The organism is Thermoleptolyngbya sp. C42_A2020_037, from assembly GCF_015272455.1.
GTDB lineage: Bacteria > Cyanobacteriota > Cyanobacteriia > Elainellales > Elainellaceae > Thermoleptolyngbya.
Genome location: NZ_JACYLP010000006.1, coordinates 101898 through 117711, shown reverse-complemented (window position 1 = coordinate 117711; position 15814 = coordinate 101898). Strand labels below are relative to the sequence as shown.

The following is a 15814-nucleotide window of genomic DNA, read 5'->3' as shown; positions in this document are numbered from 1 at the left end:
GCCCAACCCCGATGCCTGAGTGAAAATAAAACCCTACCAGATTTCGGCGGCGGCGTTTAGTTGCCGTCTGACAATCCGGCCGGGTCATCTCTGCGTACAATGATGGGGAAGATTTGGACGATGCTGGATTTGTCTCATGAAACGAAGCCCTTGCACCTGCTCCCGGATGGTTCAATTGGCGATCGCCAGCTTTGGTGCCCTGCTTTTTGCTGTGGCGTGCGATCGCACTCCAGAAGCAGGCATTGGCGAAGTGACAGAAGCCCCCGCGGCCACCCCTGCTGATGCACCAGCCGCAGGCGCAGCCCCTGCCGACACGCCTGCTTCTCCCGTGGCGATCGCGCCTGGGTCGGTTCGCTGCAACACGCCCAACCACCTGGCAGAGGTGGCCCAGCAAAATGGACAGAGCGTGTTGCAAATTGTGAAAAAGCCGAGCGAAGTCATCGCTACTAGCCAACCCGGCGGCCTGGCGACCCTGGCCAACCCTGACGGCAGCACCACCTACGGTATCGTCAGCGGCTCCACCTTTTATGTGCGCGTGTTTCCCAACGGCACCTGCTTTATTCAGGTTCTCGATACCAACGGTGCAGTGTCTCTGGAAGAGAATGGCGTGAGCTAGGGGTTTGGAATTTGATTTGGGATTTTAGAGGTTGGATTGGGGGCTGGCACCCGATCGCGGGTATCTGCGTCTTGCAACTCGGTCTCCAAAGTCTGAACTCCTGGCCCCCACCCCCTTGTTTTCTGCAACCTGGACTCCTGAACCTTTTATGAAAGCATTTGTGACTGGCGCAACGGGCTTTACGGGATCGCACCTGGTCAAGGCGCTGAAGCAGCGGGGCGATACGGTTGTGGCGCTGGTGCGAAAGAGCAGCAATCTGTCACGACTGGCCGATTATGACGTGGAATATGTCTATGGTGACGTGGGCGATCGCGCTGCTCTGGCAACCGGAATGCGAGGTGTGGACGTGGTGTTTCACACGGCGGCCTATGTGGAACTGGGTATTGTAGACGCGGCGCGGATGGAGCGGGTGAATGTGGACGGGACGCGGGCGGTGCTGGACACAGCGCGATCGCTCAATGTGCCCAAGATGGTCTATTGCAGCACCATCGGCATCTACGGCGACACCCAGGGGCGCGTGATCGACGAAACCTTTCAGCGAACGCAGCAGGGATTTTCCTCGGCCTACGACCGAACCAAGTATCTGGCGCAGCAGTTGGTGGATCAGGCAGCGAGTGAGGGCTTTCATGTCGTCAGCGTGATGCCGTCGGGCATTTTTGGGCCGGATGATCCGCACTTTGGGCCCGTGGTGAAGACGTTTCTGAAGGGCAAGCTGAAGGTATGGGCAGGGGGCGATCGCATCACGGGCATCGTCCATGTGGATGATCTGGTGGCAGCAATGCTGCTGGCGGCGGAAAAAGCGCCACGCGGCGAACACTACATCATTTCCACAGGCGAAATGACCACCCGCGAGATGTTTGCCCTGCTCAGCGAAACGGCCGGCGTGCCTGCGCCTGCCGAAATTCCGCCGCCCGTGGTGCGCGTCGTCGGCACCTTGCTCGACCCCATCGGTCGCCTGCTCAACTGGCAACCCCCGATTAGCCGCGAACGGGTTCACTATCTCTACGACCGCTGTGTTCGGGTAGACGGCTCCAAAGCCCGCCGCGACCTCGGCTGGAACCCGCGTCCCATCGAGGAAGTCATTCGAGAGTTGGCCACCGCCTGACGGTACTTGCCCTGCTCCCCTAAACCCTGACTCTTTTCCCTCATGCAACTGATTGACTGGCTGATTGTCCTGCTCTACCTCATCGCCTCGCTGGGGTTGGGACTCTACCTGACCCGCAGGGGGTCGGGTAGCTTGGTGGATTTTTTCGTATCGGGGCGATCGCTCCCCTGGTGGCTGGCGGGCACGAGCATGGCGGCGACGACCTTTTCAATCGACACACCACTGTATGTGGCGGGCGTGGTGGGCACTCGCGGCATCGTCGGCAACTGGGAATGGTGGAGTTTCGGCATTTCTCACCTGATTCTGATTTACGTGTTTGCGCGGCTGTGGCGACGCTCGGAAATCGTCACCGATGCCCAACTCACGGAGATGCGCTACGGCGGTCGTCCGGCGGCTCTGCTACGGGGCATCAAAGCGTTTCTGTTTGCCGTGCCCATCAACTGCATCGGCATCGGCTACGCCATGCTGGCAATGGTGAAGGTGGTGGACGCGCTGCAACTCTGGCAGAGCGTGGGCATCACGCCAGGAGACAGCGCCAAACTCTGGAGCGTGGTCGGGGTCAGCCTGCTGGTGCTGCTGTATGCGGGCTTCTCCGGCCTGTGGGGCGTGGTGGCGACGGACTTTTTCCAGTTCATTCTGGCGCTGGTGGGGGCGTTTATCGTGGCGGCCTACGCCATTGGTGAAATGGGCGGCATGGCTCCGCTGCTGGCCCAAGCGCAGCAGGCAACGGATATCGATGTGCTGGCGTTTTTGCCGTTTGGGTTCGCGGATGGCGGCTTCCGCTGGAGCGATGCGGCGGGCATTAGCCTGACGACCTTTGCTGCCTATGCAGCCGTGCAGTGGTGGTCGTTCCGGCGTAGCGATGGCGGCGGCGAATTTATCCAGCGGCTAGCCGCCTCAAAAGACGAGGCCGAAGCCGAAAAAGCTGCCTGGTTTTTCAACCTGTTGCATTATGTGATTCGCACCTGGCCCTGGGTGGTGGTGGCCCTAGCGGCGATCGCCCTGTATCCCACGCTGGAAGACCGAGAGCTGGGCTATCCCCGGCTGATGCTCGACTTTTTGCCACCCGTGCTGCTGGGGCTGGTGGTGGCCTCGCTGCTGGCGGCGTTTATGAGTACCGTGTCCACGCTGATCAACTGGGGCGCGTCGTATCTCACCAACGACCTGTATCTGCGGTTCATCCAGCCCACTGCATCCCAGGCGGAACTGGTGCTGGTGGGGCGGCTGGCATCGGTGCTGGTGACGGTGCTGGGTGGGGCAGCAGCGTTTTTCGCGGCCGATGTGACGACGGTATTTCGTCTGGTCATCGCGATTGGCACCGGGCCAGGGTTGGTGCTGATCTTGCGCTGGTTTTGGTGGCGGATCAATGCAGCAGCGGAATTGGCGGCCATGCTGACAGGGTTTGTCATTGGGCTACTGACAAGCGTTGTCCCTGTGCTGCGAATTGACGATTTCGGCGTGCGGCTGATGGTGACTTCGGCGATTTCGGTGCTGGTGTGGGTCAGCGTCATGTACCTCACGCCACCGGAGTCAGACGAAACGCTGGATGCCTTTTATGCCAAGATTCGCCCCGGTGGCCCCGGCTGGGCCCGGCAGCGATCGCGCACTGGCCTGGCCCCAGCTCAGGATTTGCGAAAAGACCTGCTGCGGACGCTAGCGGCCAGTTTCCTGCTGTTTGGCGCGATGTTTGCCATCGGCGGCTTTTTGCTGCTGAAACCAATCACGGGTTGGGGAGCGCTGATTGTTGCCGTGCTGGGCTGGGTAGGCTTAAGAAAGCTAAGGGGCGATCGCCCGTCGCTCGACGCTTCCCGCATAGCTCCATAGCTCTATAGACGTTCACAATCCTAGAAATCAGCTCTCTCCACTGTTGTTGTAGTTGCCAAACGCCATGTTCAGACTGACCCGTCGATTCATCCAGTTTTGTCTGCTTGCAATCGTCACCTTCGGGCTGCTGGTCGCCTGCAATCCCCAGCAGTCTGCCACCGATTCGACCACGCCTGCTGCCTCTGCCCCCTCTGGCAAACCGCTGGTCGTGGGTTCCTCGCCCTGGCCAGGCTTTGCGGGGCACTATGCCGCCGTTGCCAAAGACTTTTTCAAAGAAGAAGGCATCACCGTCAACGACACCTATTTTCAGGTCGCCACCGATGTCAACACGGCGCTGCTGGCCGATCGCCTCGATCTCGCCTGGACGGGCGGCCCCGATGCCGTTGTCATGGCGGCTCAAGACCCGTCGCTCAAGATCATCATGATCTCGGACTATTCCGACGGGGCAGACGGCATCCTGGCCCGCGGCGTAAGCAGCCCCGCCGACCTGAAGGGCAAGACCGTCGCCTGGGAAACCCTGCCCCTGCAAGCGCTGCTGCTGCGGAAATATCTGGAGCAGGGCGGCTTGACCGAGAAGGACATTCAGCTGCAGGTGATTCCCGCTGCCGAAGCCGCCGCCGCCTTTGCTGCAAACAAAATCGACGTAGCGGTGACCTACGAACCCTGGCTGACCACCGCTGCCAAGGAAGGCAACGGTCAGGTGATTTTTTCTTCAAAGGGAACCAACATTATTCCCGTCGCGCTGGTGGCAAAAGAGTCGGTGATTCAGGAGCGCAAGGCCGACATTCAAGCCTTTATGCGGGCCATCGACAGAGGCGTGAAGCTGGTGCGCGAGAATCCCGATGAAGCAAACGCCATTGTCGCTGCCAAGCTGGGCGTAAAACCGGAGGAAGTGCCCGAACAGCTTGCTACAGTCCGCATGTTCGACGTAGCCGAAAATAAGGAAATTATCTTCAATCCCAGTCACCCGCTCAATGTAATGGACAGCCTCGCCTTCGCTGCCAAAACCAGCCAGGAAATCGGGCTGATTTCTGCTCCGCTGGATGCGTCAAAACTGTACGACGATTCGCTGATTAAAAACCTGTGATAGCGCCTTTTAGTAAAGGACAGAGGAAAATCTAAGCTCTTCCTGCTCTACGAGCTTCTCTCTGACACGGCGACTGCTTGTTGCCTTTGTTTCCGAGACACCGCTGACCCTGGCAATACCGGCTAATGGAATTTTTTCCAACAGCAGTAGATTGACGAAAGCCCGGGTGTCCTTATCTTTCGGCTTCCACTGGGGATCTTCTACGAATTGGCGGTTGAGTCTCGGCACTTGTAGTTTTGCTTGCCACGCCGAGTGGTGCCGTTCTTGGAGATGTCGTGAACCCACAGGTTGGACAGGTTCTCTCGATGGTCATGGAGCCTACTCCCCCAAAATCTGCGAATGCGACAGCGTTACCTTGTTTTTCTACATCCTTTACGATAATCTGCTACCCCTCACCAGTCCTCACTAATCCTCAAAGACCGCACCCTTTTGAATGAGCTGTCGCCGCGTTTCCTTTGGAATGCCCTGATTTTGACGGAAGCGGGCTTTTTCAACCTCTACACCGTCCAGGTTCGCATCGTTGAAGTTGGCATAGTACAGGTTTGAACGACAAAGATTTGCACTGTAGAGGTTTGCGCCCCGCAGATCTGCACTCATCAAGTTGGCGCGGCGCAGGTTAATCCCCAACAGCATCGCCTCTCCCAGTTTGGCGCGGCAGAGAGCGGCTCCTGTCAAATTGGCGTAGCGCAAGTCCGAGGCAAACAGGTTTGCATCTGACAAATCTGCACCAATCAAGTTCGCCCGCATGACCGTGGCGCTGGTCAGATTTGCGCCGGATAGCGTTGCACTGGTGAGGCTGGCATCGTTGAGCTTGGCGCTGATCAGCACTGCGTTATTGAGCATGGCGCTGGTCAGGTTTGCGCCGCAGAGGTCAGCGCTACTGAAATTTGCGCCCCGCAAATCCGCACCAATGAGGACGACCCCTTTGAGATCCGCCCCCATAAACATTTTTCCGCTCAGCCCCAGCTTGGGTTGAGCGGAACCTAAAACATTTCCTGTGTAGCCTAGCCCGGCAGCTTTAAGAAGTTCGGCGGGATCGTCAGTCTCAGCGTTCTGAACCCGGTTGATTGCCTGTAGAAGCCCTTGAAGCGAGTCCTGTATCTCTTGACTCTCCAGACCTCTATCACCCCGTGCAAATTCTTGTAAAAATCTCTTAAGGGCTTGATCGTCGTCACTCACGTCTCAACCCATCTGCTGAAGGTACACCCTTGGGTTTGCTTCCCATAGTTTAATCAGGGTTTCAATCACTGCCCGCTTGCTGGGGCTGACCTCTTTGGCTAAAAGCTCTTGCAGGGCTGCTGCGGAACTACACGCTTGAAGCTGCGTTTCGGTTTTGGAAGAAACATCAGAACCAGAAACAACGTACAGATGCCTGGGCAGGGTGCCCTCGAAACGATCAGCGTGCAGCATAACAGCTTACCGGAGATGGGGTGGGATTCTAGAGAAGGGAATGACTGGGTAGAGGAACTCGGTCAATCGAACTGCTCAATCGAATATAACTTCAAACTAAACCCAAAGCTTCAGTTAACACATCATCCAACAGGCATCATTCGACAGCAGGATTGCCTCAAGAGATACCAAAGAGATAACGCTAAACTGCATCAAGGTTCTGAGTATAACTACAGAACTCTCTAAGAGAAACTAACCTGACTTCTCAAAGGTACAAGCTTCTGACGCTACAGATACTCTAACGCCAAAGTTATAACTATACTCCCTACACTATAGCAGCAAACTCTTGCCAATGCCTAATAATTTGTTGTCAATAGATTTCTGTTGACCCGCCGAGCGCCTGATGGACTAATCTCTTACGCAGCGCGGGGTTGACGCTTCATCACCAGCGCGACAAGCAGCGCCGCTGTGCCGCAGGTTAGCCCCAGAAATAGCCAAAGTCCGAGGTTTCGCCCTTTGTAATAGGCAACCGCCGTTGCAGCCAGCCCAATGACGCAATGCAGCGCGAGGAGGAGGTAAAGGGTCTGATCAGCGGGCATGACGGGGGCGATCGCCCTGATATCTGTTTCTAAAGCAGTGTCCATTGGGAAGGGGGTGGGAAGGGGGTGAGGGGTGTGAAAAGACGGCTCGGTGAGGATTGTAGCACTGCGGGCTGGCTTAGCTGAGTATCGGGGCGCGATCGCTGCGCTGGAGCGTGATCAGCGTGACGGGGTTGAGGGGGGCAAAGCGGGTGAGGGCGGCGACGGGCACCGTGCGGGCAAGGTTGACCTGGAGGGCGTGCTGTTGCCAGGTGGAGCGGTTCACCTGGAGCCAGGTTTGGGCGATCGCCAGGTGGTCAAGGGTGGCGATCGCCAGCACCATCCGTCCTCCCGGCTTCAGCACCTCGGCACAATCATCCAGAATTTCGCCCAACTGCCCGCCGCTGCCGCCAATGAAGACGCGATCGGGCGCGGGCAGCGCAGACAGCGCATCGGGCGCTCTGCCCTGCATGGGCTTGAGGTTTTTGACCTGAAAGCGTTCGGCGTTTTGCTGCACCAGGGAGAATCCGGCGGCAGTTTTCTCCAGGGCATATACGGTGGACGTGGGACAGAGGCGGGCTGCTTCGATGGAAACCGACCCCGTGCCCGCGCCGATATCCCACACCACTTGCCCCGGTTGCAGCGCCAGTTCTGCCAGCGCCAGCACGCGGACATCGCGCTTGGTCATCAGGCCGGGGCGATCGCCAAAGCTGAGAAACGCCGAATCGGGAATACCCAAAATCGGCAATGTCGCCAGATCGGGCACGTCTGTCTCTGCATCGCGCAGCAGGATGACCACATTCAGCGGCGCAAACTGGGTGTCTTCTTGGGCCGCCAAATCCACTGGTGAAAACTGCTGGACTCGCTCCTCAGCGCCGCCCAAATTTTCGCAGACCCAGAGGTGATACTGACCTGGCAAATCCAGATCGCACACCAACCGGGCGATCGCTGGGGGCGTGTTGTGTCCGTCGGTGAGGGCGGCGATTTTGGCTGCGCCCTGCTGCAAGGCCTGCATCAGCGTGTCGGGCGATCGCCCGTGGGCGCTGACCAGCCGCGCATCCTGCCAGGGCACTTTGACCCGGCTGAAGGCAAGCTGGATGGCGCTGAGGTGGGGATGAAAGGTGAGCCAGTCGGCAGGAAACTCGGACAACAGCAGTCGCCCCAGCCCAAAAAACAGCGGATCGCCCGACGTGAGAACGGCGATCGCAGGCTGTGGGCGGTCTGAATCTGCCGCAGCGCTGACGTAGGCGTGAATTTGCCGCAGGGTGTCGTGAAAATCTGCCAGGGGAATTTTTGGGGCGGCGTGGTGGGGGAAATAGGCCAGATGGCGATCGCTCCCCACCAGCAGCGTGGCGCGATTCACCGCCTGCTGTGCTGCCGCCGTTAACCCTGCTGCACCGTCCAGCCCAATGCCAATGACGTGAATTGAAACCATCGCAGGCCGCACCCGGCAAACTAGCGCATATTCTGCTTTTTCTCTTTTTTGGGATCGCGCTTGGCAGCAGCGGCGATCTCGGCATCCAGGATGGTTTTTCCGGTAGCGGCAAGGTACACGTCATCCAGGCTGGGGCGCGACTGCGACACGCCAAAGATGGGCAGCCCGTTATCCTTTAGCACCTGCTGAATCGTCAGCAGCGCATCGCTCTGGGTGTCCACAACCAAATTCAGCGAGTTGCCCTGGGCTTCGTTCAAAATCACCTCTTGCACAAAGGGCAGCGTTTTCAGCAAGTCCTTGGCCCGCTGGGCTTCGTCTGCGGGGGTAAACTCGCGCAGGCGCAGGGTGATGCGATCGCCCCCCAAGCCATCCTTCAGTTCCGAGGGCGTACCCGATGCAATCACTTTGCCCTGGTCGATGATGGCGACCCGATCTGCCAGCGCGTCTACTTCTTCCAGGTAATGGCTGGTCAGCAAGACCGTCGTGCCGCCCTCCCGCAGCTTCCGCAAAAAGTCCCAAACCGCCGAGCGGCTTTCGATGTCCAGCCCCACGGTCGGCTCGTCTAGCACCAGCACGTCCGGCTGATGCAGCAGCCCCGCCGCCAGATCCAGCCGCTTGCGGATGCCGCCGGAGTAGGTGCCCGTTTTTTTGTCGGCATAGTCGGTCAGTCCCAACAACGTAATGACTTGATTGATGCGATCGCCAATGGTCGCCTTCGGCAGGTGATACAGCGCCGCTTGCAGTTCCAGCAGTTCCCGACCCGTCAGCACCTTATCCAGCGCCACTTCCTGGGCGACGTAGCCGAGTCGCTGCCGCGCCAGTCGAGGATTCTCCAGCACGGAGTCGCCTGACACCTCAATGCGGCCTGCATCCGGCATAGACAGCGTGCAGAGACAGCGGATCGTCGTCGTCTTCCCTGCGCCGTTGGGGCCCAGCAGCCCAAAGATTTCCCCTGGCTCGATTTGGAGCGATACGTCCTTGACCGCTTCTACGCTGCCGTAGCGCTTTTGTAAGTTTTCGATGAGAACTGCGGAAGCCATGCCAGTTTTAGTGAGCAAGTCACTTGAGTTGACGACACTTCATATTCTACAGAGTGCCGACTAGGGAAGGGGAGGCGATGGGCGATCGCCCGCTGTTTGTCCTCTAACCCTTTCATCCCACAAACCATTCGTCCGCACCCATGCGCCCGCGCAGCAAACTCCGTACAATATGGTGTTGAGATAGAATGCTGAGATTTTCAATGTGAGCCGGGAGCGCCAGTATGCCAGCAGCCGTGGGAGTAATTCAGACCGTCGGGTTTCCAGGGATTTTGGCGGCGGCGGATGCGATGGTGAAGGCGGGCCGGGTAACGCTGGTATACTACGGACTGGCGGAACGGGCTGAGTTTCTGGTGGCGATTCGCGGCAGCACGTCGGAGGTGAAACCGGCGATCGAGGCGGGGGTCGAAGCGGTAAATCAGGTCTATGGCGCGGAACTAGTGGACTACTACATCATCCCCAACCCACCGGAAAACCTGGAAGTGGTGCTGCCAATTAAGTACACCACCAAGGTGCAGCAGTTTATGTGACGGGTCTCTTATGTGACGGGTCTATGGACTGGATTGAGGGGCGATCGCCCGTCAGGTTGCCCGCCTGCCAGTTCTTACATCCCTCAAAAAAACGCAATCACCCTGGTAACGAATGCTTATCGATTGCGCGGGTTAACACCTATTTCCGTGCATTAAGCGTTTTTGTAGATATGACTCGAAGCGTGGGGAAAGCCATCGACTTTTTTCGATAGGGCATCACTTGACCGTACAATGTGGGTTGGATTGGGTTCGATTTTTACCCGCGATTTTGAGTATCGGGCGAGCGATCGCCTCTGGAGAGAATCATGCCGGTTGCAGTTGGCGCACTAGAAACGAAAGGTTTTCCTGCCGTGTTGGCAGCAGCAGATGCGATGGTGAAAGCGGGTCGCGTAACCCTGGTAGGCTACATTCGCGCCGGAAGCGCCCGCTTCACGATCATGATTCGCGGCGATGTATCAGAAGTGAAGCAGGCAATGGACGCGGGCATCGAGGCGGCGCAAAACACCCCCGGCGGCACGCTGGAAACCTGGGTGATTATTCCCCGTCCCCATGAAAACGTAGAAGTGGTACTGCCCATTGCCTTCACCCCGGAGGTCGAACAGTTTCAAGACGCTATCGGTGTGCCGCGTCTGCCGGGTCGTGGCAATGGTGCGGGGCAATAACTGACGGGGCAATAGTTTAATCGAGCGATCGCCAAGCCTGCACCATGACCCTGCCCGAACACGCCATTGTTTCTGTACCTGCGACGACGACCAACATCGGGCCAGGGTTCGACTGCTTGGGCGCAGCGCTATCGCTCAGAAATCACTTCACCTTTACCCGCCTAGACCAAAGCATCGAGCCAGTCCAGATCTCGGTTTCAGGACTGGAAGCAGCGCGGGTTAAAACCAACGAAACCAACCTGGCCTATCAGGCTTTCTCCAGGCTGTTTCATCATCTGAAGCAGTCGCCGCCGCTGATTAAGCTAGAGATTCGCCTGGGCGTGCCTTTGGCGCGGGGGTTGGGCAGTTCTGCCACAGCCATTGTCGGCGGGCTAGTGGGCGCGAATGTGTTGGCTGGGTCGCCGCTGAGCGAAGCCGAACTGGTGGCGATCGCCGTGGAGATGGAAGGCCACCCAGATAACGTTGTGCCTGCCTTGCTGGGCGGCTGTCGGCTGGCGGCAACCGATCTGAACGGAGAATGGGCGATCGCCCCGGTTGCGTGGCATTCTGACATTGTGCCCGTCGCCGCCATTCCCGATTTTGAACTTTCCACCGCCGAGGCCCGCCGCGTCCTGCCTACGGAATACAGCCGCGCCGATGCGGTGTTTAACATGGGTCACTTGGGGTTGCTGCTGCGCGGACTGGAAGCCGCCAATCCCAACTGGCTGCGGGCCGCGCTGCAAGACCGTGTGCATCAACCCTATCGGCGATTGCTCATTCCCGGCTTTGATGCCGTAGAAGCCGCCGCCGTTGCTGCGGGAGCCTATGGGCTGGTGATCAGCGGTGCCGGTCCAACCCTGCTGGCCCTGGCCCACGCCGATATCGCGCCCCTGGTTGCGGAAGCCATGAAAGCCGCCTGGGAAGATCAGGGCATTTCGCTTCAGGCTCAGGCGCTGCACCTCGACCCAACGGGGGTTTCGGTTCAGGGCTAGCCGCGTGGCTGACTGTTTACACTGGCTTGACTGTTTACACTGGCTGATTGTTTACACTGGCTGACTGTTTACACTGGCTGACTGCTTACAGCAGTTCCGCCGCGCCAAAGGTTGCGTTAAACCGTCGGCACCACACGGCTGCTGAGTTAAACTCGTCCAGATTTACGCTATTGGGAATTGCGTAGCGCTGTGCCCCCTGGGTTCGCTGCAATTCTGCTAGCACCACATAATCGCCCTCCTGGATGGCATGGGCAGGCGGAGGGGTGGAACCAATCACATTCCCGCTGCGATGCAGAATTACCGTTAAATCGGGACCGCTATTCGTGCGGAAGTCATTGCCCAATTCTAGAAACCGTTGCCCATTTTCAGTCACGATTTGGGCCGCCCCTTGCGTTGGATGTTCGCCGCTCACAAAGGTTCCAGACTTCACAATACTCGGACCTGCGGCGATCGCCCCAGGAGATGCAGCCGGAGAAGATTGCGGTGAAGCAGCAACGACCTCCGAAGTCGCCGCGACAAATGGCTCAGCGGGCGGTTCCACGTCCACCTGAGCGGTACAGCCAATCCCAGTTAGCAGCATCAAACCCAAACAAGCTCGATACAGGTTCATCAACCCTCCTCCCAAGCAAAGTTCTCAGCAACTTTCTCAAACAGCGATCGCCCCTATCCTGGCAGGCATCGCCGGATCAAAGCTGATAATCAGATGAGAATTGCCGAAGCAGAAGTGGTGGATTGGATCGAAAATCCTACAACCATACTGGGCGCTCGGCTCGGAACTTCTGGTTCTTCAGGTAGGCTAGGATGCTATTTTCATGATTGCTCATGCCTTGCGCCCGCGAGAAGTCGCCCGCCTGCGGAAGTCCGTAGTTCGCCGACGGAAATAAATTTCGGCAAAAAAAGAGACCATAATGGCCTCGTTTACCTCAGTGGAGTCTTCAACTCGGAAACCAAAAGCTTGATCATGCTGGCGGGCAATGGGTTACAACCCGACCAATAGCCTCACTTCTATAGCGATTTCCATAGCCAAAACTTAAAAGCTAGCTGGGAAGGGCGATCGCCACTATGCCAGTCCAGTATTTGAGCCAGGCTTACCCGTCGCCAGCTCAACCTTCACAATCTTGCCGCCCATTTTTTGAATGCGCTGCTGCTCCCGGAACCAGCTATCGTAGGGAACCAGCTTAGTGAAATAGGTATTTTGCAGTTCGCGCTGAGTGCGAATTCGGGTCTGGCTGGGAACGCAAGCCGTAATCTTGAACATCCGCATGGGTTACATCTCCTAACCGGAAAGAAGCAACGAAGTAATTTAGTCGCACCTGTTTCAAAGTGCCCGTTCTGAGTAGGCAGAACGTTGAGGAAAAAGTCGAATGATATCAACCCAAAAAATTCTTAAATGCTGGGAGCCTAGCGTTAATCTCAAACCCTCGGAGCCGCTTCTTTAGAGAAAAAGCCTGCGATCGCCTGAAACCAACACCAGAACTCCCAGCCAAAAGTTACCAAATTCAGAAGTGTAAACCGTAAGGCTCGAACCCTTTCAATTCAGCCCTTCCGGTTCAACCTTCATCCTTTGAACCTAGCTCAAGCCAGAGCAGATGTAGTCGAAGTACACGCCCATTTCCTTGCCAGCGTCAGCACCAACCAAGCTAGCGGTCACTTCCTTCATGGCTTGGATTGCTTGCACCGTCGCAGCCACAGGCACACCCAGCGAATTGTAGGTTTCCTTCAGACCGTTGAGCACGCGCTCATCCAGAATGGAGGGGTCGCCCGCCAGCATGGCATAGGTGGCATAGCGGAGGTAGTAGTCGAGGTCGCGGATGCAAGCTGCATAGCGACGGGTGGTGTACATGTTTCCGCCAGGACGGGTAATGTCCGAGTACAGCAGGGACTTGGCGACCGCTTCCTTCACGATGGCAGCAGCATTGGCGCTGATGGTGGTGGCGGCACGAACGCGCAGTTCACCCGTGGAGAAGTAGCCCTTCAGCTTTTCGAGAGCGGCGGTATCCAGGTATTTGCCCTGAACGTCAGAAGAATTAATAACAGAAGTAATTGCGTCTTGCATGGTCTCGCTTCCTTAAAAAGTGAATCTTGATGCATTCAGGCAACAGTTCGGGAAAGACCCTACTGCATTGCGCCGATAACGTAGTCGAAGTAAGCGCCAGCTTCAGCCGCATCTTCGCCAGACATCATGGACGTTGCCACGCTCTTCATTGCGCGAACGCCTTCTGCCACTGCTTCGATGGGGGTGCCCAGAGACTTGTACATCTCGCGCACGCCCACGATGCCGATTTCTTCGATGGGGGTAACGTCGCCCGCAACCACACCGTAGGTCACCAGACGCAGGTAGTAGTCGAGGTCACGCAAGCAGGTAGCGGTCATTTCTTCACCATAGGCGTTACCACCGGGAGAAACCACGTCGGGACGCTTTTGGAACAGTTGGTCACCCGCTTGCTTCACAATCCGCTCGCGAGAGTCGGTCAGCACTTGGGCAATCCGCAGACGCTTTTCACCAGAGGTGACAAAGCCTTTGATCCGGTCTAGTTCACCCGGGCTGAGATAGCGAGCCTCAGCATCGGCATTCACGATTGACTTCGTGACAATACTCATTGATGGATTCCTCCGAAAAGCAAAATGTAACCAGATGTGTCTAAACTGGCGTTCATGTCTGAACGACTGAGCCGCTAGCCAGGTAACCTCCAGAGCGCCGCACAGGAAACCCTATGCAGGAAAACCCATGAGAAAATCTCTGAGAAGGCTCGCTAAACAAACTCAACTGAACTCATCAAATTCATACAGTTGAGCCTTTTGCGGACTGGCATAGTAACTTTCCATACTCTACCCCTAGTGCTACCCCTCCACACGAGTGTGACCAGAAGTACATAAGGGTTGAGGCTCAGCTACCTTCCGCAAACATTTTGCGGCATCAGGTTGTCATTCTTAGTTTTGTCGCAACATTTTGTAATCTTCTTCCTCAGGATTGACAGAAGTGCTGCCCTTCTGCTGTTTGGGTCTTGCGTCATCGTTTGGTTAAATAGGCAACAGATCACGCCCAATTTTTGGTAGTCTAGTTCCTTATTGGGTTGAGAAAAGTAGCTTGCATTCTAAAGTCGTGAGTGAATTCTCGCTTGCGCGATTTGGAGTTGTAGTGCCTACCGATTTCAGCCTCGATGTTGGGTCAAGCAGAGGGTGAATAGTGGACATCCAAATTGGTAAGGGTAAATCTGCCCGCAGAGCCTACGGTATCGATGAAATTGCACTGGTTCCAGGTTCGCGCACGCTCGACCCATCTCTCGCCGATACCCGCTGGACGATTGGCGGCATTGAGCGGGAAATTCCGATTATTGCCAGCGCGATGGACGGTGTGGTGGATGTTCGGATGGCGGTGGCGCTGAGCGAACTGGGCGCACTGGGTGTACTAAATCTGGAGGGCGTGCAGACGCGCTACGACGATCCAAATACCGTCTTAGATCGAATTGCGTCGGTGGAAAAGCATGAGTTTGTGCCGCTGATGCAGGAACTCTATGCAGAGCCGATCAAGCCAGAGCTGATTGAGCGGCGGATTCAGGAAATTAAGCAGCAGGGTGGGATTGCGGCGGTGAGCGCGACTCCGGCGGGTGCGTCTCGGTTTGGGCAGACCGTGGCCAAGGCCGGCGCAGACCTGTTTTTCGTGCAGGCGACGGTGGTATCAACGGCACACCTCTCGCCGGAGTCGATCACGCCGCTAGATTTGGCAGACTTTTGTCAGGAAATGCCCATTCCGGTGATTTTGGGGAATTGCGTGACCTATGACGTGGCGCTGAATTTGATGAAGGCGGGCGCATCGGGCGTGCTGGTGGGCATCGGGCCGGGCGCGGCCTGTACCTCGCGTGGAGTGCTGGGGGTGGGTGTGCCTCAGGCAACGGCGATCGCCGACTGTGCGGCCGCCCGCGACGACTATCATCGTGAAACCGGAAACTATGTGCCAATCATTGCCGATGGTGGCCTGATCACGGGCGGCGATATCTGTAAGTGTATTGCCTGCGGTGCAGATGGGGTGATGATTGGGTCGCCCTTTGCCCGCGCCGCCGAAGCGCCCGGCCGTGGCTATCACTGGGGTATGGCAACGCCTAGTCCGGTGTTGCCTCGCGGCACCCGGATTCGCGTGGGGACGACGGGGACGCTGCGCGAAATTTTGCGCGGGCCGGCCAAGCTGGATGACGGCACGCATAATTTCCTGGGTGCGCTGCAAACCAGCATGGGCACGCTGGGGGCTAAGGACATTCGGGAGATGCAGCAGGTCGAGGTGATCATTGCACCATCGCTGCTCACAGAAGGCAAGGTCTATCAGAAGGCTCAACAGCTGGGTATGGGTAAATAAGCCGGGATGGGTAGATAAACCTATTCGTCAAGTAACAATCTGATAAATTTTTCGCCTGTATGGGGCGATCGCCCCATAACCTCAAGTCCAGTCCTTTACAATAAGTATAGCGGAGACGCATGTTTCCGTTCACTCCTCACACCACACTCCGCCTGAGCATCCGTGTTCAGGCGGTTCTTATTGCGGGTTTTTCCCTATTTTGAGAGGACTTTGGGCGATTTTTAAGACT

The 15814-nt window shown here is 57.2% G+C and carries 17 protein-coding genes; 8 read left to right on the top strand and 9 right to left on the bottom strand.

What is annotated here, in order from left to right; genetic code table 11:
- Positions 1 to 136 precede the first annotated feature (136 nt).
- From IGS16_RS01790 to IGS16_RS01775, 4 genes are all read left to right on the top strand, one after another.
- Positions 137 to 616 (top strand): hypothetical protein, encoded by a 480-nt coding sequence (locus IGS16_RS01790; RefSeq protein WP_297082809.1) that lies wholly within the window; start codon positions 137 to 139, stop codon positions 614 to 616.
- Positions 617 to 764: 148 nt separating this feature from the next.
- Positions 765 to 1721 carry an NAD-dependent epimerase/dehydratase family protein gene (locus tag IGS16_RS01785; RefSeq protein WP_297082807.1) on the top strand — a complete coding sequence of 319 codons (957 nt, stop codon included), beginning with the start codon at positions 765 to 767 and terminating at the stop codon, positions 1719 to 1721.
- 42 nt (positions 1722 to 1763) lie between these two features.
- Positions 1764 to 3545 (top strand): sodium:solute symporter family protein, encoded by a 1782-nt coding sequence (locus IGS16_RS01780; RefSeq protein WP_297082805.1) that lies wholly within the window; start codon positions 1764 to 1766, stop codon positions 3543 to 3545.
- Between the two features lie 64 nt (positions 3546 to 3609).
- Positions 3610 to 4632, top strand: coding sequence for an ABC transporter substrate-binding protein (locus IGS16_RS01775; RefSeq protein WP_297082803.1), 1023 nt, complete (start codon positions 3610 to 3612; stop codon positions 4630 to 4632).
- A gap of 405 nt (positions 4633 to 5037) precedes the next feature.
- Here the strand turns inward: IGS16_RS01775 and IGS16_RS01770 are convergent, their stop codons facing one another.
- The 5 genes from IGS16_RS01770 to IGS16_RS01750 form a co-directional block, all read right to left on the bottom strand.
- Positions 5038 to 5574 carry a pentapeptide repeat-containing protein gene (locus IGS16_RS01770; RefSeq protein ID WP_297082802.1) on the bottom strand — a complete coding sequence of 179 codons (537 nt, stop codon included), beginning with the start codon at positions 5572 to 5574 and terminating at the stop codon, positions 5038 to 5040.
- Positions 5575 to 5814: 240 nt separating this feature from the next.
- Positions 5815 to 6042, bottom strand: a complete 228-nt coding sequence (locus IGS16_RS01765) for a hypothetical protein (protein ID WP_297082801.1) — start codon at positions 6040 to 6042, stop codon at positions 5815 to 5817.
- A 395-nt stretch (positions 6043 to 6437) separates the two neighbouring features.
- The gene (locus IGS16_RS01760; RefSeq protein ID WP_297082799.1) at positions 6438 to 6665 is read right to left on the bottom strand and encodes a hypothetical protein; all 228 of its coding nucleotides are present in this window, start codon (positions 6663 to 6665) and stop codon (positions 6438 to 6440) included.
- Positions 6666 to 6738: 73 nt separating this feature from the next.
- Positions 6739 to 8034: a precorrin-6y C5,15-methyltransferase (decarboxylating) subunit CbiE gene (cbiE, locus tag IGS16_RS01755; RefSeq protein WP_297082797.1), complete on the bottom strand. Its 1296-nt coding sequence runs from the start codon at positions 8032 to 8034 to the stop codon at positions 6739 to 6741.
- 20 nt (positions 8035 to 8054) lie between these two features.
- Positions 8055 to 9074, bottom strand: coding sequence for an ATP-binding cassette domain-containing protein (locus IGS16_RS01750; RefSeq protein ID WP_297082796.1), 1020 nt, complete (start codon positions 9072 to 9074; stop codon positions 8055 to 8057).
- Positions 9075 to 9295: 221 nt separating this feature from the next.
- Between IGS16_RS01750 and IGS16_RS01745 the strand changes: the two genes are divergently transcribed.
- From IGS16_RS01745 to thrB, 3 genes are all read left to right on the top strand, one after another.
- Complete coding sequence (locus IGS16_RS01745; RefSeq protein ID WP_172353681.1) at positions 9296 to 9601, top strand: carbon dioxide-concentrating mechanism protein CcmK; 306 nt, start codon at positions 9296 to 9298, stop codon at positions 9599 to 9601.
- A 305-nt stretch (positions 9602 to 9906) separates the two neighbouring features.
- Positions 9907 to 10263 (top strand): carbon dioxide-concentrating mechanism protein CcmK, encoded by a 357-nt coding sequence (locus tag IGS16_RS01740; protein WP_225906729.1) that lies wholly within the window; start codon positions 9907 to 9909, stop codon positions 10261 to 10263.
- A gap of 44 nt (positions 10264 to 10307) precedes the next feature.
- On the top strand, positions 10308 to 11234 hold the full coding sequence (thrB, locus tag IGS16_RS01735) for a homoserine kinase (protein ID WP_297082794.1): 927 nt from the start codon (positions 10308 to 10310) through the stop codon (positions 11232 to 11234).
- An 85-nt stretch (positions 11235 to 11319) separates the two neighbouring features.
- On the opposite strand, the gene IGS16_RS01730 is transcribed toward thrB, so the two are convergent.
- The 4 genes from IGS16_RS01730 to apcA all read right to left on the bottom strand — a co-directional run bounded on the left by IGS16_RS01730 (position 11320) and on the right by apcA (position 13835).
- A complete protein-coding gene (locus IGS16_RS01730; protein WP_297082793.1) occupies positions 11320 to 11844 on the bottom strand; it encodes a DM13 domain-containing protein in 525 nt (174 codons plus the stop codon).
- A gap of 450 nt (positions 11845 to 12294) precedes the next feature.
- Complete coding sequence (locus IGS16_RS01725) at positions 12295 to 12498, bottom strand: phycobilisome linker polypeptide (RefSeq protein WP_068510880.1); 204 nt, start codon at positions 12496 to 12498, stop codon at positions 12295 to 12297.
- A 306-nt stretch (positions 12499 to 12804) separates the two neighbouring features.
- A complete protein-coding gene (gene apcB / locus IGS16_RS01720) occupies positions 12805 to 13290 on the bottom strand; it encodes an allophycocyanin subunit beta (protein WP_172353678.1) in 486 nt (161 codons plus the stop codon).
- 59 nt (positions 13291 to 13349) lie between these two features.
- On the bottom strand, positions 13350 to 13835 hold the full coding sequence (gene apcA / locus IGS16_RS01715; protein WP_277773014.1) for an allophycocyanin subunit alpha: 486 nt from the start codon (positions 13833 to 13835) through the stop codon (positions 13350 to 13352).
- Between the two features lie 586 nt (positions 13836 to 14421).
- On the opposite strand from apcA, the gene IGS16_RS01710 reads away from it, so the two are divergent.
- Positions 14422 to 15585 carry a GuaB3 family IMP dehydrogenase-related protein gene (locus tag IGS16_RS01710; protein WP_297082790.1) on the top strand — a complete coding sequence of 388 codons (1164 nt, stop codon included), beginning with the start codon at positions 14422 to 14424 and terminating at the stop codon, positions 15583 to 15585.
- Positions 15586 to 15814: the final 229 nt, after the last annotated feature.

Bases quoted from the DNA above. Each gene is read 5' to 3' on its own strand.
- IGS16_RS01745 (WP_172353681.1), top strand. From the start codon at position 9,296: ATGCCAGCAGCCGTGGGAGTAATTCAGACCGTCGGGTTTCCAGGGATT.
- IGS16_RS01760 (WP_297082799.1), bottom strand. From the start codon at position 6,665: ATGGACACTGCTTTAGAAACAGATATCAGGGCGATCGCCCCCGTCATG.
- IGS16_RS01730 (WP_297082793.1), bottom strand. From the start codon at position 11,844: ATGAACCTGTATCGAGCTTGTTTGGGTTTGATGCTGCTAACTGGGATT.
- IGS16_RS01750 (WP_297082796.1), bottom strand. From the start codon at position 9,074: ATGGCTTCCGCAGTTCTCATCGAAAACTTACAAAAGCGCTACGGCAGC.
- IGS16_RS01740 (WP_225906729.1), top strand. From the start codon at position 9,907: ATGCCGGTTGCAGTTGGCGCACTAGAAACGAAAGGTTTTCCTGCCGTG.
- cbiE (WP_297082797.1), bottom strand. From the start codon at position 8,034: ATGGTTTCAATTCACGTCATTGGCATTGGGCTGGACGGTGCAGCAGGG.
- IGS16_RS01765 (WP_297082801.1), bottom strand. From the start codon at position 6,042: ATGCTGCACGCTGATCGTTTCGAGGGCACCCTGCCCAGGCATCTGTAC.
- IGS16_RS01725 (WP_068510880.1), bottom strand. From the start codon at position 12,498: ATGCGGATGTTCAAGATTACGGCTTGCGTTCCCAGCCAGACCCGAATT.
- IGS16_RS01785 (WP_297082807.1), top strand. From the start codon at position 765: ATGAAAGCATTTGTGACTGGCGCAACGGGCTTTACGGGATCGCACCTG.
- apcB (WP_172353678.1), bottom strand. From the start codon at position 13,290: ATGCAAGACGCAATTACTTCTGTTATTAATTCTTCTGACGTTCAGGGC.
- IGS16_RS01770 (WP_297082802.1), bottom strand. From the start codon at position 5,574: ATGGGGGCGGATCTCAAAGGGGTCGTCCTCATTGGTGCGGATTTGCGG.
- IGS16_RS01790 (WP_297082809.1), top strand. From the start codon at position 137: ATGAAACGAAGCCCTTGCACCTGCTCCCGGATGGTTCAATTGGCGATC.
- IGS16_RS01775 (WP_297082803.1), top strand. From the start codon at position 3,610: ATGTTCAGACTGACCCGTCGATTCATCCAGTTTTGTCTGCTTGCAATC.
- IGS16_RS01780 (WP_297082805.1), top strand. From the start codon at position 1,764: ATGCAACTGATTGACTGGCTGATTGTCCTGCTCTACCTCATCGCCTCG.
- apcA (WP_277773014.1), bottom strand. From the start codon at position 13,835: ATGAGTATTGTCACGAAGTCAATCGTGAATGCCGATGCTGAGGCTCGC.
- thrB (WP_297082794.1), top strand. From the start codon at position 10,308: ATGACCCTGCCCGAACACGCCATTGTTTCTGTACCTGCGACGACGACC.